Origin of the sequence: Providencia sp. Me31A (assembly GCF_050487165.1) — a bacterium.
GTDB lineage: Bacteria > Pseudomonadota > Gammaproteobacteria > Enterobacterales > Enterobacteriaceae > Providencia.
This window is the reverse complement of the sequence record NZ_JBKQGZ010000033.1, coordinates 1-20,809: the sequence shown is the minus strand read 5'-3', so window position 1 is coordinate 20,809 and position 20,809 is coordinate 1. Positions and strand designations below refer to the sequence as shown.

General features: G+C 37.6%; 22 protein-coding genes, 1 tRNA gene and 1 pseudogene. 13 read left to right on the top strand and 11 right to left on the bottom strand.

The annotated features are described in order from the left end of the window. The first annotated feature begins 34 nt into the window (after positions 1–34). On the top strand, positions 35–880 hold the full coding sequence (nfo, locus tag ACLPIE_RS20505) for a deoxyribonuclease IV (RefSeq protein ID WP_430263551.1): 846 nt from the start codon (positions 35–37) through the stop codon (positions 878–880). A 195-nt stretch (positions 881–1,075) separates the two neighbouring features. On the opposite strand, the gene fruK is transcribed toward nfo, so the two are convergent. Next, positions 1,076–2,011 carry a 1-phosphofructokinase gene (gene fruK / locus ACLPIE_RS20500; RefSeq protein ID WP_430263550.1) on the bottom strand — a complete coding sequence of 312 codons (936 nt, stop codon included), beginning with the start codon at positions 2,009–2,011 and terminating at the stop codon, positions 1,076–1,078. A gap of 164 nt (positions 2,012–2,175) precedes the next feature. On the opposite strand from fruK, the gene ACLPIE_RS20495 reads away from it, so the two are divergent. The 3 genes from ACLPIE_RS20495 (at position 2,176) to yeiP (ending at position 4,743) form a co-directional block, all read left to right on the top strand. Then, positions 2,176–2,613 (top strand): nucleotide triphosphate diphosphatase NUDT15, encoded by a 438-nt coding sequence (locus ACLPIE_RS20495; protein WP_430263549.1) that lies wholly within the window; start codon positions 2,176–2,178, stop codon positions 2,611–2,613. Between the two features lie 159 nt (positions 2,614–2,772). Beyond that, positions 2,773–4,017, top strand: coding sequence for a tryptophan permease (gene mtr, locus ACLPIE_RS20490; RefSeq protein WP_430263548.1), 1,245 nt, complete (start codon positions 2,773–2,775; stop codon positions 4,015–4,017). 153 nt (positions 4,018–4,170) lie between these two features. Beyond that, entirely contained in the window at positions 4,171–4,743 is a 573-nt protein-coding gene (yeiP, locus tag ACLPIE_RS20485) for an elongation factor P-like protein YeiP (protein WP_430263547.1), read from the top strand. Positions 4,744–4,878: 135 nt separating this feature from the next. Here the strand turns inward: yeiP and ACLPIE_RS20480 are convergent, their stop codons facing one another. Further along, complete coding sequence (locus tag ACLPIE_RS20480; RefSeq protein ID WP_430263546.1) at positions 4,879–5,220, bottom strand: hypothetical protein; 342 nt, start codon at positions 5,218–5,220, stop codon at positions 4,879–4,881. A 356-nt stretch (positions 5,221–5,576) separates the two neighbouring features. Between ACLPIE_RS20480 and ACLPIE_RS20475 the strand changes: the two genes are divergently transcribed. Together ACLPIE_RS20475 and mepS are read left to right on the top strand one after the other, a co-directional pair. Next, positions 5,577–6,179, top strand: a complete 603-nt coding sequence (locus tag ACLPIE_RS20475; RefSeq protein WP_430263545.1) for a YrbL family protein — start codon at positions 5,577–5,579, stop codon at positions 6,177–6,179. Positions 6,180–6,954: 775 nt separating this feature from the next. Beyond that, positions 6,955–7,539 carry a bifunctional murein DD-endopeptidase/murein LD-carboxypeptidase gene (gene mepS / locus ACLPIE_RS20470; protein WP_430263544.1) on the top strand — a complete coding sequence of 195 codons (585 nt, stop codon included), beginning with the start codon at positions 6,955–6,957 and terminating at the stop codon, positions 7,537–7,539. A gap of 286 nt (positions 7,540–7,825) precedes the next feature. Here the strand turns inward: mepS and ACLPIE_RS20465 are convergent, their stop codons facing one another. From ACLPIE_RS20465 to rsuA, 3 genes are all read right to left on the bottom strand, one after another. Next, the gene (locus ACLPIE_RS20465; RefSeq protein WP_430263543.1) at positions 7,826–8,167 is read right to left on the bottom strand and encodes a YejG family protein; all 342 of its coding nucleotides are present in this window, start codon (positions 8,165–8,167) and stop codon (positions 7,826–7,828) included. 664 nt (positions 8,168–8,831) lie between these two features. Beyond that, on the bottom strand, positions 8,832–10,016 hold the full coding sequence (locus ACLPIE_RS20460; RefSeq protein ID WP_430263542.1) for a Bcr/CflA family multidrug efflux MFS transporter: 1,185 nt from the start codon (positions 10,014–10,016) through the stop codon (positions 8,832–8,834). 18 nt (positions 10,017–10,034) lie between these two features. Then, positions 10,035–10,742, bottom strand: coding sequence for a 16S rRNA pseudouridine(516) synthase RsuA (gene rsuA, locus ACLPIE_RS20455; protein WP_430263541.1), 708 nt, complete (start codon positions 10,740–10,742; stop codon positions 10,035–10,037). 222 nt (positions 10,743–10,964) lie between these two features. Between rsuA and ACLPIE_RS20450 the strand changes: the two genes are divergently transcribed. Next, positions 10,965–12,722: a DEAD/DEAH box helicase gene (locus ACLPIE_RS20450; protein WP_430263540.1), complete on the top strand. Its 1,758-nt coding sequence runs from the start codon at positions 10,965–10,967 to the stop codon at positions 12,720–12,722. A 165-nt stretch (positions 12,723–12,887) separates the two neighbouring features. Then, a complete protein-coding gene (rplY, locus tag ACLPIE_RS20445) occupies positions 12,888–13,169 on the top strand; it encodes a 50S ribosomal protein L25 (RefSeq protein ID WP_004260060.1) in 282 nt (93 codons plus the stop codon). Between the two features lie 168 nt (positions 13,170–13,337). On the opposite strand, the gene yejK is transcribed toward rplY, so the two are convergent. Then, positions 13,338–14,339 (bottom strand): nucleoid-associated protein YejK, encoded by a 1,002-nt coding sequence (gene yejK / locus ACLPIE_RS20440; RefSeq protein ID WP_430263539.1) that lies wholly within the window; start codon positions 14,337–14,339, stop codon positions 13,338–13,340. A gap of 243 nt (positions 14,340–14,582) precedes the next feature. Here yejK and ACLPIE_RS20435 point away from each other — a divergent pair, with 243 nt between their 5' ends. From ACLPIE_RS20435 to ACLPIE_RS20425, 3 genes are all read left to right on the top strand, one after another. Continuing rightward, positions 14,583–14,810, top strand: coding sequence for a YejL family protein (locus ACLPIE_RS20435; protein ID WP_430263538.1), 228 nt, complete (start codon positions 14,583–14,585; stop codon positions 14,808–14,810). Between the two features lie 20 nt (positions 14,811–14,830). Beyond that, positions 14,831–16,546, top strand: coding sequence for an LPS biosynthesis-modulating metalloenzyme YejM (yejM, locus tag ACLPIE_RS20430; RefSeq protein ID WP_430263537.1), 1,716 nt, complete (start codon positions 14,831–14,833; stop codon positions 16,544–16,546). Between the two features lie 72 nt (positions 16,547–16,618). Beyond that, positions 16,619–16,695, top strand: a tRNA-Pro gene (locus tag ACLPIE_RS20425). A 286-nt stretch (positions 16,696–16,981) separates the two neighbouring features. Here ACLPIE_RS20425 and ACLPIE_RS20420 read toward each other — a convergent pair. After that, a complete protein-coding gene (locus ACLPIE_RS20420) occupies positions 16,982–17,641 on the bottom strand; it encodes a hypothetical protein (RefSeq protein ID WP_430263536.1) in 660 nt (219 codons plus the stop codon). Positions 17,642–17,790: 149 nt separating this feature from the next. After that, positions 17,791–18,207 (bottom strand): PACE efflux transporter, encoded by a 417-nt coding sequence (locus ACLPIE_RS20415; RefSeq protein ID WP_430263535.1) that lies wholly within the window; start codon positions 18,205–18,207, stop codon positions 17,791–17,793. Between the two features lie 278 nt (positions 18,208–18,485). Between ACLPIE_RS20415 and ACLPIE_RS20410 the strand changes: the two genes are divergently transcribed. Next, positions 18,486–18,614: a hypothetical protein gene (locus ACLPIE_RS20410; protein ID WP_430263534.1), complete on the top strand. Its 129-nt coding sequence runs from the start codon at positions 18,486–18,488 to the stop codon at positions 18,612–18,614. A gap of 67 nt (positions 18,615–18,681) precedes the next feature. Here the strand turns inward: ACLPIE_RS20410 and ACLPIE_RS20405 are convergent, their stop codons facing one another. Further along, positions 18,682–19,044 (bottom strand): pentapeptide repeat-containing protein, encoded by a 363-nt coding sequence (locus ACLPIE_RS20405; protein ID WP_430263567.1) that lies wholly within the window; start codon positions 19,042–19,044, stop codon positions 18,682–18,684. Positions 19,045–19,068: 24 nt separating this feature from the next. Further along, positions 19,069–19,278: pseudogene (locus ACLPIE_RS20400) on the bottom strand (pentapeptide repeat-containing protein); the annotation flags it as partial. A gap of 205 nt (positions 19,279–19,483) precedes the next feature. On the opposite strand from ACLPIE_RS20400, the gene ACLPIE_RS20395 reads away from it, so the two are divergent. Further along, complete coding sequence (locus tag ACLPIE_RS20395; protein ID WP_430263533.1) at positions 19,484–19,897, top strand: GNAT family N-acetyltransferase; 414 nt, start codon at positions 19,484–19,486, stop codon at positions 19,895–19,897. A gap of 12 nt (positions 19,898–19,909) precedes the next feature. Here ACLPIE_RS20395 and ACLPIE_RS20390 read toward each other — a convergent pair whose 3' ends face one another. Beyond that, complete coding sequence (locus ACLPIE_RS20390) at positions 19,910–20,443, bottom strand: GNAT family N-acetyltransferase (protein ID WP_430263532.1); 534 nt, start codon at positions 20,441–20,443, stop codon at positions 19,910–19,912. Between the last annotated feature and the right edge of the window lie 366 nt (positions 20,444–20,809).

Genomic DNA, 20,809 nt, shown 5'->3' with positions numbered 1-20,809 from the left:
ATTAATGGCATACTCCCACAAAAAGGAGTCAAAAATGAAATATATTGGAGCACACGTCAGCGCATCGGGTGGCGTTGATCAAGCTGTGATTCGCGCCCATGAAATCAATGCAACCGCTTTTGCATTGTTCACTAAAAATCAACGTCAATGGAAAGCCCCTCCACTAACGGAAGAGGTGATTAAAAAATTTAAGCATAACTGTGCTAAATATGGTTATGGTAAACATCAAATCTTACCCCATGACAGTTATCTTATAAATTTAGGGCATCCAGAATTTGAGGCTCTCGAAAAATCACGCGCCGCCTTTATAGATGAAATGCAACGATGTGAACAGTTAGACATTGATTTACTGAATTTCCACCCTGGAAGTCACTTAAAAAAAATTGATATCGATGATTGTTTAGCCCGCATTGCTGAGTCTATCAATATTGCACTGGCAGAGACTGAAGGCGTCACTGCGGTGATCGAAAATACCGCAGGCCAAGGCACTAACTTAGGTTTTGATTTCACCCACCTAGCTAAAATTATCGAAGGCGTCGAAGATAAAAGCCGCGTAGGTGTGTGTATTGATACCTGCCATGCCTTTGCTGCTGGCTATGATTTACGTACCCTTGAAGATTGCGATAAAACGTTCACCCAATTCTCTGAAATCGTGGGCTTTGAATTTCTCAAAGGTATGCACCTTAACGATGCTAAAAGTGAATTTGCCAGCCGCGTAGACCGCCACCACAGTTTAGGTGAGGGTAACATTGGGTTCACACCCTTTAGCTATATTATGCAAGATAGCCGTTTTGATGGTATTCCTTTAATTTTAGAAACCATCAATCCAGATATTTGGCCGCAAGAAATCGCTTGGCTTAAATCCCAGCAAGCGAAATAATCACTTTTGTATAGGCTTAGGGAGAAAACTTCCTAGGCCTATACCCTCATTTTTATTGTTCTTCAATATTCAACTAATAATATTCACTCATTTTGCACTATACAAAACACACTCATCGATAAACCATTTACAAAAAACCCCATGTGAATAACATGAGGCGATTGAATCAATGAAATAAGTTTTAACTGCAATGAGTTATAATGATTTCATGTCTATTTTTGCCATCATATCCGCTAATTTATTCCGATTTTTCAAACCAACATCCGGTTGAGAAACGGATAATGCAGAGATGGCCGTTGCCATACGTAGTGTATGTTCGCTAGATTCCCCATTGAGCAGGCCATATACTAAACCTGCGACCATTGAGTCCCCAGCGCCAACGGTGCTGATAACTTCACAATGAGGGGGTTTTGCCAACCAAGAGCCTGAAGCATTAACCCACAACGCCCCTTCCTCACCCAATGAAATAACGACGTGAGAAATACCTTTATCACGCAATTCATGGGCTGCTGCAATAACCTCTTTTAAATCAGGAAGTTTTCTACCCACCCAACTTTCTAGCTCATGACGATTAGGTTTAACTAACCAAGGAGAAGCCTTCAATCCTGCTTTTAGCGCTTCACGGCTGCTATCAAAAATAATACACGGACATAATTGACGAAGACGTGTCATCCAGCGAGTAAATTCTTTAGGATCAATGCCATTTGGTAAACTACCACTGACAACCACCATATCAAAATGACCAAGCCAATTAAGTGATTCAGTTGAAAAACGATTCCAATCTTCTTTACTGACATCAAACCCTGAAAAATTAAAATCCGTCGATTCACCATTATTTTCTGTAAGCTTCACGTTAATACGTGTACGTCCTGGCACCATGCTAAAGCGATTAGCCATACCATTTTCACTGAAAAAATGTTGAAACTCTTCTTGGTTATCCTTCCCCATAAAACCACTAACAGTGATATCAACCCCTAGGTCACGAAGTACTTTGGCGACGTTGACACCTTTACCACCCGCATTGAGGCTAGCGGTTTTGACTAAATTGACTTCACCAACTTCGATAGTAGAGCATAAGCCCACAAGGTCGTAAGCAGGATTTAATGTAATTGTAGCAACCCGGCGAGTCATAACCACTAATCTCCCTTACCATGATTATCGTATCTTTAAATATAAACACATTTATAACATTAAAGCATATTGTTTTCAGTGATATTTGCACTTTTTCCAACTTGTTTTTCTACCGAATTCTGGCAGGATCAGCACGCCAAAAAATAAAAGAATAAGGAGAATATATGTCTGAGCCTGCAAACGTCGTTGTCGGCGTCGGGGTACTTATCACTAACCAACATGGGCAAATTCTAATGGGTAAACGCAGTAGCCAACATGCGCCCTATTGGTCTATATTTGGCGGTCATGTCGACCCTGGGGAATCCTTTGAAGCCTGTGCTATTCGCGAAATAAAAGAAGAAATTGGCATTGATATTCAATCACCTACCGTATTCGGCATCAGTAATAATTTGCAAACTTACCAGCAAGAAGGCAAACATACCGTTTCAATTTGCATGCATATCGAATATAACGGTGATATTGAGCCCCAAATCATGGAAGCTGATAAATGTGAGAGTTTGATGTGGGTTTCACCTAATGAACTCCCTGAGCCTCATTTTGAAGCTAGCCGCAATGCGGTTGACCTTTGGTTAACTAAGCGTTTTTATCACCATAACGTCTAATTAAGCTTAAACGTACAAATTAACTCACTTTGTACGTTTATTGCCATCTCATTCTAATCAATCATTTTTTTCTAATTTATCCCATTTTCCATATTTACAATACTTCACGCACACTGTATCATTTAGCTAGTACAGTGAAACATTCTATTAGGAGCCACCATGGCCGTTGATGCGACAACACAACACAAACACCCTTCTATTTTAGGGGGAGCGATGATCATTGCAGGGACCGCAGTCGGTGCTGGCATGTTTTCAATTCCAATGGTGACTTCAGGCGTGTGGTTTACTGGCTCTGTTGCACTACTGATTTATACCTTTATTTGTATGCTTCTTTCAGGGTTGATGATCCTCGAAGCAAACATGAATTATCCGGCAGGTGCAAGCTTTCACACAATGGTTAAAGACTTATTAGGTACAACGTGGAACTCAATTAATAGCCTATCCGTGACATTTGTTCTCTATATACTAACTTATGCTTATATCTCGGCTGGTAGCTCTATTCTTACTGCTAACTTGCCAAATTATCTCCAAATACCACAAGCTGGCGCGGGTTTTATTTTTGCCTTAGTTGTCGCTTTTTTCGTTTGGCTTTCAACTCGTGCAGTGGATAGGCTAAGTACTATCTTAATCGGTGGGATGGTGATTACTTTTATCATGTCAATCGGTGGCATGATCTCAACAGCATCACCTTCAATTCTATTCAATCAAATTGACCAAAGTGACAATCACTATCTACCCTATGCCCTAGCCGCATTACCTTACTTATTAACCTCTTTTGGTTATCACGGAAATGTTCCTGGGTTAGTTAAATACTATAATAAAGATAGTCGTCGTGTTGTTAAGAGCCTAGTCTATGGTGCGACAATCACTGTCGTGATCTATATTTTATGGCAGTATGCTATCCAAGGTAATATACCCCGTACAGCTTTTATTGAAATCAGAGAAAATGGTAACAATATTGACGCGCTACTCAAGCAGATGAATATCTCCACACAAAGTAGCTTTATTTATCAATTCCTAAACCTGTTTTCATATATGGCATTGGCGAGTTCATTTTTAGGAGTATCCCTTGGATTATTTGACTTTATCGCTGACTTTTTTAAATTTAATGATAACAAACAAGGGCGCTTAAAATCTATTTTAGTGACATTTGCCCCACCAACAATATTAGCATTACTATTCCCGAACGGCTTTATCTATGCAATTGGCTTTGCCGGGCTCGCAGCAACTATCTGGGCTGTTATTGTGCCTGCACTTATGGCCAAGGCTAGCCGTAAACGCTATCCAAATAATAGCTATAGAGCACCTGGTGGCATGTTCGTTATTATCTTCGTGATTTTATTTGGACTCATTAATGCTGTTGCACATTTATTATCCTTAGCTGGCTTACTACCAATTTACTAATTCCCCTTTATATGGGTATAGCCATATTGCTATACCCATAACTTTCTTTTTAGATAAAAAATTCACTGAAAAATCACACCAACATCTTGCCTAATCGCCTTTGTGCGAGTAATTTTGTCGCACTCTTTTTGACAATTCCAAAGAAGGTTATTTATGGCCAAAGCCAACGAAATCAAACGAGGTTTAGCAATTAACTACAACGGCAAGTTATTACTTGTGAAAGATATTGATATTCAAGCACCTAGTGCTCGTGGTGCAAGTACTTTATATAAAATGCGCTTTACCGATATCAAAACAGGCCAAAAGGTTGAAGAACGTTTCAAAGGCGATGATATTTTAGAAACGATTTCGTTAACACGCCGTGGTGTGAGTTTCTCTTATATCGATGGCGATGAATATGTTTTCATGGACAATGAAGATTATACACCATATATATTCAAGAAGACGGATATTGAAGAAGAGTTACTTTTTATTCCTGAAGAAGGCCTACCAGGAATGCAAGTCCTGACAATGGATGGGCAAGTTTTAGCGTTAGAACTGCCACAAACAGTTGATATGGTAATAGTAGAAACAACACCTGGTATTAAAGGTGCATCTGCAAGTGCCAGAACTAAGCCAGCGACGATGGCAACAGGGTTAACAGTTCAAGTTCCTGAATACATCACTAGTGGGGAAAAAATTCGTATTCATATCCCCGAGCGTCGTTATATGGGTCGTTGTGATTAAAATTCACAATTAATCGGCTAATAGCAATTCTTATATGCCTATGAGTTAATGATTCATAGGCATATGTCATACCCATTTAGCATCATATTCCCCTAATTCACGTCTCTCCTACTCTTTATATTTGTCGCTTCGCCACTAATCATAATTAATGGTATAAACCCCTAACGTTTTATCTTTATTGACCCAATTAAATTGTTGAGTACCGTTTAGATTTGGTAATGAAAATTCCTGACCTTTTAATTTTTGTAATTTTTGAATATCAATTGAAGCTGTTTTTTGAGTACCTTTATCATTCCAACACTTCGTTTTTACCTTATTCGTATAAGTTTCAACGACACATGGTGGCACGACGATAGTACCTGTAAATAGAATAACACCGGAGCTAACACGCCTTGAATCACTTTTTTTTGATGCAACCGCTGAAAAACTGAAGCTCAATACTGCTACTGTAAAAATAGCCGTTACTATTTTATTCACTGAGTTACCCATGAGATTTTTCCACTTAAAATTAAGTTATCGTCACTTTTAGTAATTTATTTACACTGAAAGTATTTAATTCAGCCCAATTCGCTGAGGACGACATACTAATCACAAAGGAAAATCAGGGATTTCACTTATAGTCGTAGTTTTTTATTTTTTTAATGTTTATAACTCAACATAAAATTTTTAATACTGGCCCCCTATTATTAACCACACAAAGTGCAATACTTTTTAAATTATATCCATTAAAATAGGTTTTATGTATTAAAATGCTTTTCATAATTATCATTACTAAATGGTGCTTATATTCAATACGTTAACACTCAACACGTTAATAATAAGTGGTTATTGATATGAAAAAGAATCTAACTAGTAAAGTTCAATTATGTCCCTCAAATTTAATTGCATCAGGCCGACAGCGTGCCTGTTACCAGCATCCAGAGTATGATGAACTCTGTATAAAAGTGCATTTGAGTGGACGTGATGACAAGGAAACACTAAGGGAAGTTCGTTATTATAAGCGCTTATATAGTAAAAAGATCACCAGTCAGACCATATCACGCTATTATGGAACTCAAGAGACTAACCTTGGTTTAGGATATGTTTTCCAACTCGTTAAAGATAAAACAGGTAATGTTTCACATACTTTAGATTATTACCTTCAAAATAAACATTTATTCTTAAAACATAAAAAAAATATAAAGATCGCATATAAACAATTCAAAGAAATGGTTTACAAGGAAGCCATCGCCACAATGGCATTAAAAACGTATAATATTGTTTATCAATTAGGCTATAAACCACACGGTCAATTTATTATTATTGATAATTTGGGGTCATCTAACCTAATTCCGCTCAATTATTTTTCCTCCACTATAGCCCGTTCTACATTGAAACGTCGTTTTGCTGATTTCGAAAAGCGTTTAGATAAAGATTACCAAATAAGATTATATTAATTTGACATCTCAATAATTCAACATCACATACTTTATATTTTTATAGCCCTTTTTTACGAAACTCATCCTAGTCTCTACATGAGATTTTCTAGATGGTATAAGTTAATATTCATACATTCCCTCAAAACTGGCAGGCTATGCCTTCACCATGAAAAATACTGATATATATACAGCTAGCTAAAGAACTTAACTTATGTGAGTATTTTTAAAACAATTAATAATGTTAAGTCGCTATTTCCATATTAAGTTAATGAATAAATACGCCACCTACTTATATAAATTTAAACTTTTTTACAATTAACATTAAAAAAACATTTACTACGTAAATAAACCGAATAAAAGAAGCAATTAAATGTGAGGAAGATCATATTTTATTTGCAGCCCTCCCCCTTAACTATGCGATTACACGTAATTTATGATAATAATCACAATGATTCACAGTAAATATGCGTCTTTATCTAATGTTTTGTAAATTATAGCCCGATTAACTCGCCATTTCGCTTTTGTTTATGTATGCTCTTTAAGGTTTGACTTCAGGTGTTGTTGTGATACCAGATTCAAGTGCTAAAATATTAGCTAGCCTTAATACTTGATCGATACTCTATGAGTGATGGAAACAGCTACAACATTAAAAGTTTTGATGTACTGTTATAAACAGTTTCTGCGAAAAACTCACTGTTATTGTTAAATGCGTTTTTCACAGGGATAAGTTTAGTTCTATTGTGTTTCTTTACACAATAATGCAATGAAAAAATGGTAAGGGATTTATATAAGAATGTTAACTTCTGAGAAACTTAAGCGCTATGCTTGGCGCATTGTTCCAGCAATCGCAATTGCTGTAACGCTCACAGCATGTACCAACCCGAAGTCAGCTAAAAATACACAATATACTGCTAAATCTGATACACGCATGCTAAATGGTTCAGCAGGAGACTCTTTGGCGATGGCTTCTCAAGACGAATTTGAAGAATTAGTGCAAAGTGTTGACACTAAATCTAAAATCATGAAGCAATATGCTAACTGGAAAGGTGTTGCTTACCGCCTCGGTGGAACGACCAAAAGCGGCATTGATTGTTCAAGCTTTGTTCAACGCACTTTCTTTGAACAATTTGGTGTTCAATTACCTCGCACCACCTCAGAACAAGAATCATCAGGTAAAAGCGTAAAACGCAATAATTTAAAAGCGGGTGATTTAGTTTTGTTTAAAACAGGTCGCAGGATGAAACATGTAGGAATTTACATTGGTGATGATAAATTTGTGCATGCATCAACCAGCAATGGCGTTATTGTTTCAGAAATGACAAACTCTTACTGGAACAAACGGTACTATGCGAGCCGACGTATTATTAACGGCTCTTAAATTTTAGTTCCCCCTTATTCCCTTACCAATAAAAAAGCTTCCAAGTATAACCTACTGGAAGCTTTTTTATTGATATTCATCTAAGACAAAATTTATCGCTAACTAACCAAAAATTGCCAATAACCACTTTAGTATATTGAAAAATAACTCTAGCCCACTAACGTCTAGGCCACTCTCGCTGACTGGCACCACTAATAGGCAACTTTGACCACCACCATCAAAAAGTAATAACAATAAATAAAGCTACTACTTAATCTATATTATTAATCTATATTAAGCGCCCAAATTAAGCACAATAAAAACCAGAAGATAATTCTGCAATTGCAACACCAGAGGCTTTTAGCCGACACATGGCCGCGAGTTCATCACTTGCGTGAATAAATAGACAAACCTCTTTCTGCCACTCTAAAACAGCATTAGAAATTTGCATATCTGATAACGTCTCAGATAACTGCTGCATTGCAATACCATCTGTTGCACAGTCATGACTAAGTAATTTTAGCCCCACAAGTTTATCGCTATCAACATCGTTCATAGGCACCACTTCAACATCCGTGCCTATTTTTCCTGATAACCAGCGGTAGCTTTGCGGTAGCCTGTGCACCACCGAAAGACCTAATTTTTCCACAAATATATCCTATTGAAACATTTTAGTATTTTGCCAAGTAAACCCGGTTCACCCTATCACTTGATCTAACACGGGGTTGAGTCAATCCCATTACGCTTAATTTGCTTTTAAAAGCAAATTAATTCGTGTAACTAATCTTCGTTCAAACCGAGCTTTCGCCACCAAAAAAGTAACATTAATGTTAAAAAATTAAAGTGTAAATATAACATTAAAAAGACAGCATGTCGTTAAATTTTTGTGACATAAATCCTTGCACATGCATTTTTACGATAATTCCGTTAAAAACTAAATTATTTTTGAAATTTAGAGTCAACACCAGTCATAAAATAACCAACTGTTTTTTACATTCTTGAAACGATAATAGAAAAAAACCTGTGATTTTTTGAAGAGTGAATATATTTTTATCTAGATACCAGATTATGATATAAGACACATAAATTTAACAAAATTCCTACTAATGATAATTGATTTAGATCATTTATGACTGAAGATTTTAATACCCTTAACTAACTACTCGAATTTAACGAATAGTCGTTTATTGAAAATCAAACAGAAATATAAGGTAAGTGATAACACTTCGGTTTAATCTCTTCAGAAATAAAAGAAAGGATGAGTAGAAAGGCTAGAGGCATTCAGTTTCATCCATGAAACTGAAGAAAAAGAACTAATTAGTTCTTTTTGCTAATAAAACAAATAACATAGATAATGCAACGCATGCCACCATTGAACCCACCATTGGCCATGCATTTTTAGCGGGTATCAAAGACAATAAGGTGCCAACTAGTGCACCAATTGAAAAACGTATCGTTCCTGCAAGGGAAGACACCGTTCCTGCAATATGTGGGTAGTTATCTAAAATAACAGCCATGGCGTTAGACGTAATCATCGCAATCCCACTGACATAGATAGCCACCCCAATCACTAACGTCCAGAAATCTAAAGCAAAGGCTGTGGTAAATAATAACCATAACCCCATGATAAATTGTATAATAATACCAAAGTAAAGCATTCTTTCCGCACCAAAACGCCGGACATAACGGCTGTTTATCGTCGTCATAATAAAGAGAAAGACAATATTAATACCGAAGTAATAGCCAAAATGTTGAGGTGATACACCATTTAAATCGATATAAACAAATGCTCCTGCATTTAAAAATGAGAACATCCCTGCAAATGAAAATGAACTGGCTAATATATAAAACAAAACTTGCTTTGCCCTAAATAGGGTCGCAAATTGCCTCAACGTATTACCGATATGAAACTTTTGTCTTTTCGCGGCTGGCAGTGTCTCTCGAACAAAACAACTGACCAAAATAACCGCAACCACAGCAGCAATAGCGATGCTCCAGAAAATGGCATGCCAAGAGAACCAACGCATTAACTCACCGCCTAAAATAGGTGCAAGTAATGGGGCAATTGTCATCACAAGTACGACAAAAGACATACTTCTAGAAAATTCATCACGCGTGAACATGTCGCGCATCAATGCATTGATAACCACACTCGCTGCCGCAGCGGCGAAACCATGTAAGAAGCGTAACCAAATCAAAGAGTCAATGGATTCAGTAATTGCACAAGCGGCAGATGCTAAGGCAAAAACGATGACTCCGCCTAAAATAACGGGTTTGCGCCCAATACTGTCGGCCATCGGCCCATAGAACAACTGCCCGATAGCAAAACCAAAAATGTAGCTATTGAGCGTCATTTGAATACGCCCTTCGTCTACATTAAAATAATGCATCATCGTCGGAAAGCTAGGTAGATACATGTCGATGGCCAATGGCATCAACATCGACAATAATCCTAATATTAATATCAGCCCCAAATAGGATGAACGCTGCTGTTGCACTATTTAAACTCCTAACGCTTATTTACGTGGTACATTAATGCTGTTTATTTCTGCTTCCGTTAATGGACGATACTCTCCAGGCTCTAACGTCTCATCTAGCCAGATCTCCCCGACTCTCTCACGATGTAAACCACAAACATGATTACCTACTGCAGCAAACATGCGCTTTACTTGATGGTAACGCCCTTCGCTAATAGTCAGTCGAACATCTTTAGAGCTAATAATTTCCAATTTTGCCGGTTTAGTTGGGTATTTTTCACCATTAAGCATCACCCCTTGCTCAAATAGTCCCGCAACATCATCCGCAATATCGTCACTTAATTGCACTCGATATGTTTTCTCACAATGATGTTTAGGAGATGTAATACGGTGTGACCACTGCCCATCATCAGTGAGGAGCACTAACCCTGTAGTATCAATATCTAAACGCCCTGCGGAATGAAGTTTTTGAGCGAGAGGTTCATCAATAAAATAAAGGATAGTTGGATGCGTAGGATCATCCGTTGAGCAAATATACCCCTGAGGCTTATGTAACATGAAATAACGTGGCCCTGTTATCTGTACAAGGACATTGCCATCATAAGCGACCTCATGGTCTTTTGTTACTTGAAAAGAGCCCGATTTAACGACCTCATCATCAACCGTCACAAGCCCCGCGCGCAGCTCCCGCGCCACTAAACTCCGGCTTATCCCTAATTGCTGGGACAAAAATTTATCCAGTCGCATAGATTCTCTTAACTTGAAGGAATGCCAGTCAAGCGTACAATAGCGCTCAACTGCCAGAATATACAATGAAAGGTTGCTGTGATTACTATCACATAATTCATTATAACAATAACATTAGTGAAGGGATAGTTTCCTTGTCACAACAAGTATCTTTAGACAGAGGCATTGTTTTAAACTAAATTTAGCGTCATTCACCTGATTTACTACATAATACTGAATAATATGTCTTTTGTTTTACGTCCTTATCAACAAGAAGCTGTCAATGCAACGCTTCAATACTTCCGCAAACAGACTCAGCCTGCGGTAATAGTTCTCCCAACAGGGGCTGGAAAAAGTCTGGTCATTGCAGAACTGGCTCGCCTTGCTCGCGGCCGAGTCTTGGTTTTAGCGCATGTGAAAGAATTGGTTGAACAAAATCATGCCAAATATCTCGCTTATGGCTTACAAGCCGATATTTTTGCAGCCGGTCTTAACCGAAAAGAATCACAAAGCAAAGTCGTGTTTGGCAGTGTGCAATCTGTTGCTCGAAACCTTCAGGCCTTTGATGCGAATTTTTCCCTAGTAATTATTGATGAGTGCCATCGCATAAGTTTGAATGACAAAAGCCAATACCAACAAATTATTCATGTTTTACAGGCTAACAACGCTTCATTACGTATTTTAGGCTTGACAGCCACACCATATAGGCTAGGAAGTGGGTGGATTTATCAATATCATTATCATGGTATGGTAAGAGGTGATGAACAATGCTTTTTCCGCGAATGCATTTATGAATTACCGTTACATTACATGATTAAAAATAAGTTTCTTGTCCCTCCTGAACGCTTAGACATGCCTGTTTTACAGTATGACTTCAGTCAAGTTTCACTCACATCCTCCGGTATTTTTAATGAGCGAGAGCTCAATCTATCACTCAAAAAACAACAACGTATTACACCTAAAATTGTGTCTCAAATTGTTGAATATGCAAACACTTTACAAGGCTGTATGATTTTTGCAGCCACTGTAGAGCATGCAAAAGAAATACTCAGTTATCTACCTGAAAACACAGCGGCTTTAGTCACCGCAGAGACTCCAGCGGCAGACAGAAAAATGCTTATCCAGCAGTTTAAAAATAAGCAATTACACTATTTAGTTAATGTTTCCGTTCTCACTACAGGTTTTGACGCCCCTCATGTCGATGTCATTGCGATTTTACGCCCTACCGAATCAATAAGCTTATACCAACAAATTGTTGGTCGCGGTTTACGTCTTGCTGAAGGCAAAACGCAATGTTTAATCTTAGATTATGCAGGTAATCCTCATGACTTATTTCGCCCAGAAGTTGGCTCAAGCAAACCTAATTCAAGCAGTGTACCTGTGCAGGTTTTTTGTCCTCTGTGCCAATTTGCCAATACCTTTTGGGGAAAAACTACGTCAGACGGGCAAATTATTGAACACTATGGTCGGCGCTGCCAAGGTTGGGAAGAAGACGATAACGGACAGAAACAACAATGCGAATTCCGTTTTCGCTTCAAGCAATGTCCTCACTGTGGTGCAGAGAACGATATTGCAGCACGTCGCTGCCAAAAATGCCAAGAAGTGCTTACAGACCCTGATGACATGCTAAAAGCGGCATTAAAATTAAAAGATGCATTAATCATCCGTTGCGGTGGAATGCAATTCATTACTGGCAATGACGCCAAGGGTGAATGGCTTAAAATTAACTATTATGATGAAGATGGAACCAGTGTCTCCGAACGGTTCCGCCTAAGCACTCCTGCGCAAAAAAAAGCATTTGAATATCGTTTTTTACGAGAACATCAACGTGCTCCTGGTATCCCATTTAAATGGAACAATGTTAATGACATTTTATTGCAACAGTCACTATTACGTTATCCACAGTTCATCGTCGCTAGAAAAAAAGAACGTTTTTGGGAAATACGAGAAAAAATATTCGATTATCAAGGGCGTTTCCGTGTCTCTGACTCGCTGTCTTAACGTAAAAATGATCTTAATGATTGCTGGATGGTCGATTTTTCGTTAAAATGCCGCCGCCTCTAGATATCTTGTTCTTAGAATAAAGTATTCACTGGCCAAATCTCGAACCTGCTGCTGGGTCGCCTGTAGCAGGAATTTATATTTTCTTTTTATAGAGAAATAGTAATGTTAACTATCAATGCAATTGAACGTAAAGAGCAGGGTAAGGGTGCGAGCCGCCGCCTGCGCAGAGATAACCAGCTTCCAGCTATCGTTTACGGTGGCAACCAAGAAGCTATCTCTGTAACTCTTAACCACGATGAAATCATTAACCAAGAAAGCAAAGCAGAATTTTACGAAGTTCTGAATCTGGTTATCGATGGTAAAGAAACTAAAGTAAAAGTTCAGGCTGTTCAACGTCACCCATTTAAGCCAAAAGTGACGCACATTGACTTCCTGCGCGCTTAATTAAAGCCCACAGCCGAGCTTTAGAAATTTTCGGGACGCCGAGTAAATAACGCCGCAATTGCGGCGTTATTTATTTCTATCGATAAATACTCATTAACCAGTGAGAAACCTCTCTGCTCACACAAAACCGCCACCAGCTAATTATTTAACAATGTTATTCACTTCTGATTACTTACTACCGCGACGTTGTAGCTGATCACGTAAATTAGGCGGTGTTCCGCGAATTGTTAACGTATCCGTCACTGGGTCCCAAAAAATTCGTTCCCCCATCAACATCGCATCAAAGCTAATAGTGATACCGCCACCACTACCCGAAAACTTAGTTAACTGTTTGAGTGTGCCCCGATCAGCTGGGAAACTTTCCTCTAGCTGATAATCATTTTGGCGAGCAAAATCATCAAAACTTTGTTCTTCAACCATTGGTAATTCTTTTGCCAACGCTTGTAACTCAATTTCTTCACCTGATTGTAGTTGCTCAGTACAATAGCTATGTACTTGCTGACGATACGCCTGACGCGTATTTTTATCCATTTGGGCATTATCACAAAAGTCATCCAGCGCTTGGACTAAGCCTTTATTTTGTACTTTTGCGTTCAATCCTTCGGAAGCAGCCAGAAAATCCATAAAGAAATCAGAAACCTTACGCCCTACTCGACCTTTTAAAAAGGTTAAATAGCGTTTTGACTCAGGATTCGTTTCCCATTCAGTTAAATCAATTCGAGCGACAATATCCGCATGAGGGATATCTAAATAATGCGTTGTGCCTAAATCTAATGTATCTGTCACAAACATGCTATCACAGCTATTAAGCACTGAAATTAATAGGTATTCTACCGCTAGATAGCGATATTGGCAGAACAGGACGACGCCCCCTTCTGCAAATGGATATTTTGCCAATTCATCTTTTAAACGCACCGTCATCGCACGGCTGAAGCCTAAAAACTCTTCTTCGCCTTTACGCAATAGCTTTAATGCATCCGCCAATTCACTTTCTTCATTGAACTCACCAAATGCTTTGCTTTTCGCACTATAGACACGGTGTAATTCTGCCATCATGTCCTGAACGACATCATCTGCCGTCAATAAAGAATCCCGTAGCATCACCTCAAGGGTTTGTTCATCCCGCTTAATCAACTGATGTAAAGCTATCTGGGTAATTTCCAGACTCATTGTTGGCTCCTTCTTTAATAGCAGAAATATTGTCGCGCGTATTCAAACATTGATATTCCCCGTCTGCAATAAAAACTATTTTTTGCCTATTTTTTCACCCCGAAATGCTGAACTAATACACATTTTACGAATCTGAATAAGCATTATTACTATTTAAACGAAAATTTGTTGCGAAGAAAGAAGAAAAACTAGCAGCTATACGCTATGATATGGAGCTTTCATTAATTTAGGATGTTTCAATTTATGCCACAATCATCTCGCTATAGTGATGAAAAAGTTGAAGGTTTACTTTCTGACCTCGTTAATGTGTTAGAAAAAAACCATACCCCTGTTGACCTTTCCCTTATGGTGTTAGGTAATATGGTGACGAATCTGCTGAATACTTCAGTTGCCCCTGCGCAACGTAAAATGATCGCAGAGTCCTTTGCAAACGCGTTACTTTCTTCTGTTAAAGAAGATCAATCACACTAATTGAAAATAAAATAAACAGCATGGTCACCCATCTGCGATATCGTGACAAAGTCTCCAACATGATTGGTTGGGGGCACTGGTTTACACTATTCAATATACTGCTTAGCCTTGTGCTAAGTAGTAGCTATCTGTTTATTTTTGATTGGCCAGATACATTAACTGGTCGAGTTTATGCTTTCGTCAGTTGGTTAGGTCATTTTAGCTTTATTGTGTTTGCTGCATATCTGCTAATTATTTTTCCACTGACCTTTATTGTTATGTCTCAGCGGCTACTGAGACTAATTTGTGTGGCTTTAGCAACAGCGGGTATCACACTTCTCATCTTTGACATTCGCGTTTTTAGCCAATTTGGCTTACACCTGACACCTCAAGTTTGGGATCTTGTTATTAACCCTCTAAAAGGGGAAATGGCGCGTGAATGGCAACTGATGTTTATCAGTATCCCAATTATATTTCTGGTTGAAATGTTATTTGCCACTTGGAGCTGGCAGAAACTGCGCAGCCTGAATAGACAAACTTTTGGCAAACCTCTGGCAGGTATCTTTATTGTGACCTTCATTATGTCACACCTGATGTATGCTTGGGCGGATGCTAACTTTTATCGCCCTATCACTATGCAGCGCTATAACTACCCACTATCTCAGCCAATGACTGCTCGTAAACTACTTGACAGATATGGGTTATTAGACTTAACAGAGCACCAAAACCGCGTATTCCAACAAGGAAGTCCTACTGCACTTAAATTAAGTTATCCGATTAAACCATTGAGTTATTATGATCAAGGTTCAGGTTATAATTTATTGCTACTGGTGATTGATGACCTTGGAGACAAATCTCAACAAGATTCGCTAAATGCACTCAATGAATTTAAGGGAATCAGTACACAATTCACTAACCATTATACCTCTGGCTTGCATAATGATACGGCATTGTTTGGTTTATTTTATGGGATTTCATCAAGTTATTTCGATAATATCCTAAATGGTCGTCATCCATCCGTTCTGATTGAAGCTCTTCAGCATCAAGGTTATCAATTTGGTCTATTTTCTACTGATGGCTTTAATTCACCCTTATTCCGACACGCTATTTTGTCTGATTATTCGCTGCCAGCCAAAACAGCAGATAACGATAATTTAACTGTATCTCAATGGGTTAATTGGTTGGATAATCTAAAATACGATTCCCCTTGGTTCTCTTTCCTGAATATTAAAGGCACCCCAGGAAGTACAAAAACCAATGAACAAATTGATCGTGTCATCGAAACCTTGAAACGAGATAACCGTTTGCATAATACCATTGTGATTGTAACGGCAAATTACAATAACCAAGGTAAAGAAGAGAAAAATTGGCTTGATGATAAGCGCTTTAACCGCGATAAAATGCAAGTACCTTTAATCATTTACTGGCCGAATACACCAGCACAGGAAATTGCCAAACTAACTAGCCATCAAGATATCATGACAACACTGATGCAGCGCTTATTGCACGTCACTAACCCGACAGATGATTACAGCCAAGGTGAAGATTTATTCAGCAATCAACGTGTTTATCCATGGGTGATAACTGGTGATAATGATGATGTCGTCATTACGACCGACAATGCTACGCTATACATGGATCAAAATGGTCAATTTAATATCTATGATAAACAAGGCAACATCAAAAATGATGAAAAACCCAACTTGGCTGAGCTTTTGAAAATTTTCACTGAATTGAAACGTTTTAATGAGAATTAGTGTTTAATTATCAACCAGTCGCATCAAGACCTATTGCTTTTAAGTGCAAATTGAGTAGTATAAACCACAGTTCGGCATGTAGCGCAGCTTGGTAGCGCACCGTCATGGGGTGTCGGGGGTCGTAGGTTCAAATCCTATCATGCCGACCAATTTTTTATAAAGAAACCAACCACTTAAGGTTGGTTTTTTTGTGCCTGAAATTTGCTTAGTGTAAAACTGATGTATAAATCTACCCCGTTTTCTATCATGTATTCTTTTGCGAAAAACAGTAGCCTTGAGCGCAGGGTTTTGCCTACAATAATGGTTTCTAGAGCAGTCTGAGAGCGTAACATCTACTTGTGTTATGATTGTTTTCGATAGCCCATTGAGGATGACTAATTTACTTACTTCTAGACATAAAAACCTACAATATTAGCGGGCTATGCGTTAAAAACTTCAGTGCTGGCTTCGTTGCTTCTTACATATTTCTTCTGCGGTAGAATAACTGAGATAGTATCGAGAATAACCTTGCTCTGTTTCCAGATCTTTCCTGTCTCCTGTGAAGGCATATTCTAAATCAATAGAAAAGTAGTCTTTGTATTGATCCGCAGTAAGGTTAATGGTCAGATTTTCACCTTCAAAAAAGTAATATCGCTCCATTGTATCTATACTTCTCGCACGTTGAAGCACACCATACTCCTTACTCAAACTATTAGTAATTTTATTAAGCAGGCTATAATACTCCCTGACATTTGCAGGCTTGCTTTTGTAACTAATCGCTATTAACCCGCTGAAAGTAACACCTTCATATTTTGGCATAATGAGCAGCTCATATTCCCCTGTCCCCTTTATTACTTCATCTAAGTTATTCGCTTTTACGATTGTAAATGGACATGTGTCTAAAGCTTCGATTATTTCATATTGCCCCGAGAGTTTACCTTTAACTAGATTTATGTCATCGCCCCATTTAAACCCAAATGGGGCAGAATCTAAGTCACTTGTGATGTGTTTAGCAGTTATCTTTGTCGATGATATTGATTCGTTACCTGAATTAGCCCAAGCGGTTATGGATATTATGGATGTAAGCAACAAGGAAACTATGTTTAATCTTTTCATTGGAATAACGCCACTTCACAATTAATCTTGCATCCATGATGCCAGTACTTATTTGTAAATAAAAGCCGACGCATCTTTTTCTACCCACTTGAGGTTTATTTCATGTCTGAAATTCGTTGGTGTAAAGCCTGAATAGCTCTAGACTCAAATCAATTAACACGAGGAAATAGCAAATCAAAAATATAGGTAAATACATAGGTGTATATGAAGAAGAAAACTAAGATAGTTACCTCCATACTAAGCGCTTTAAAAAAACTAACGTCATACCACCACATATAAAGTGGGACAGTGAAAATAAAAAGGCCTATCTCGAATCCAGCAGAGTGCAACACCCTAACCTTAAAAGTTCGCTTCACCACCCCAAATGAGAGCTCAAGGTATTCAAATACGGTATTAAAGAAATAATTCCAAATAAGCGCTATCACAGAAACAGCGATAGCTACAGGCAATGAGGCTGGTGAGTTCTCATTATTGAGAATAAAAAGTAGCAACGCACTTAATAAAATAGCAAAAAACTCAAAAACAACAGCATAGATTAGCTTTCGTCGCCGCGGCGCTAGAACCATCACGAGTTACCTCTTAAACATAGATACTCGGCCCGCCCCGAATTGCGTTTTTCCTTTTAAGTCACGGTTTCCACTTAAATCATATCATTAACACCTAACATTCTAATTACTTATAATTAAAACGCAAATACCCTCACAAATGGCAAAGTTAATAATAAAAAATAATCAAAAGTAAGCATCAATAAATATTTTCAAATTTTAAAACCTGATTTATTCTTAAGTAGAGCGAATACGCTTATGTGCAGTATAGTTAACACCAAGCATTACGGGAGGTTTGTATGTTTCTCGTATACACTATCATTGTCATTGTTTTTTTCATCTCTTTGGCGACGATTGAAACACCAGATAGCGACAAAATCAGTATTGAGATAGAAGATAAGCAAATAGGACTTATGTATGCTATGTGATCCCAAGTAACCGCCCTTTCAGGTCTCTCCTGCCAAGGGCGTTTTTTATTTGGTAATTTACTATCATTTAGTCCACCAGTTGAATATCTAAACTATGTAATAATGCCAGAGCTTCAAAACGGGAAAACTTCGCCTGACTAAGTTTATTTTCACGGATATCAATGGTAAAAGAGTGCGTTCCTGTAAAGTCTACTGACGTTAAATTTGTTTGCATAAATAAGCTGTTAGACAAATCAGAATCAGTTATCACCGACTTATTTAATTCTGCATTTCTAAAGTCAACATCATGTAAGCGGCAATCATCAAAATAAGTTTCATGAAGTTTTAGGGCAAAAAAGTTACTACTGCTTAAGATGCAACTTCTAAAGCTTAATTGTGAATAAAAGTCGAAACGAGGCCAATACCCTGTTGTCCAATCAATACCAACCAATTTGCTTCCTATAAACTCACAACTTGAAAACCGTGTACTTGGAATACACATTAAACTGAGGTTACATTTAGATAACGTACATTCGATGAACCGACAATGTGAAAAATAACTATGGGTAAAGTTGCAATTGATAAACTCGCATCGTTCAAATAGCACATGCTCAAATTGTCCGTCTTCCATATCTAAATCACTAAACGTCTGGTCTAAATATTCTCTATGGCTTTCGATTATCAATATTCACCTCAATAATTTTGTCTTGTGACATCTTATAAAGCATATGCATTGTATTTAATACCATGTTTTTTGACATAATTACGCTATACTCCCCACAGAAATAGCCATACAATAGAATTATTATTTCTACCCCCCATATTTTATTGAAAATTAAAACAATTTAATCCTATACTGTCGTGTTTAAATATATTAGAGATAAATAACCATGAAATTTCGCTTAGCCACAATGGTTGATATAGCTAAAATTTATCAGATAGATAGCCTAGGGACAAAAAAACGACGTGAAGAAATTGAACACTGGGTCGAACAAAAAACGTGTTTTGTTTTAGAGGGTAATGACAAAATATTAGCGTATGGCGTAATAAATCAGCAATTTTTCACTCATGGATTTATTGAGCTACTAATGGTCAACCATCAATATCGCCGGCAAGGGCTTGGGCTTTCTCTTATTAACCAGCTAAAAAAACAGAGCAAAACCCAAAAAGTTTTCACTTCAACGAATCAATCCAATACGGCCACTCAACAACTTTTGTTAAAAGCGGGTTTTATTCCTAGTGGCTACATTGAAAATTTGGATGACAACGACCCAGAGCTTATCTACTGCTATATTCCTGACTAACTATAGCCAAAGCTATAATAAAGATTTTACCATCACCACAGTTTGCAACATTTGGGCAAATTTTTGGTAAGTTTCAACATTGATTGCAGTTGGATAGCTCAAGATTTCAAGTTCATGGGGCTTATTTTCAGGATAATAACTAGGATGAGCATGTTGATAGTTATTTTGTTGAAACCCACAGTGCTGGTAAAAAGAAAGCCTTTTTTGACTAACTTCATCAATAACAGGGTCAATTTCAAGGATAATTTTTCCGACCTTAAGACAAAATTGCTTTAATACCCTTTGTCCATAACCTTTTCCTCTATGTATTGATGAAATGGCGAGATGTTCAATATAAAAATAGTCACCAACCTTCCAGCTGCCAATAAAACCAATAAACTCACCATTGTCTGTAAAATAGTAAAGGTAATAATCCTCATGGCTTAATATTGCTTCACGGCCTTGATAGCTTCTTTGTTCATAGAGAGGGAAGGACTTATCATATAATCGATTAATCAGGCTTTTCTCTTGTATATCATCTTTAGATATTCGTACCGAATGCAACATTTCGTTCTATACTCATCTCAATATGGGCTCTATTTTATTATTAGAATACTGATTTTTTAATGGCAGACAATACGTTTATGAATACCAAACTATTCAACGAGCAACCTAACCTTTTGTTTTATTTTACTATTTGATTTTACTTCGTGTTAATTATTCAACTACGATAAGTGTAAATAAAAAATATTCTTTATCGATATTGACTTTTTCTCCTTATACATTTAAAAATACTGTATATTAACGGGTCTTCCCCGATCATGGTGGTCAGACTCAAAATCCCATATCTAAATTACCATAGTGAAACATCACTGCTGTTTTAAATCGTTCTTGATTTCGATAACCTCTTGCTTTGATCCTCAATAATCTAAT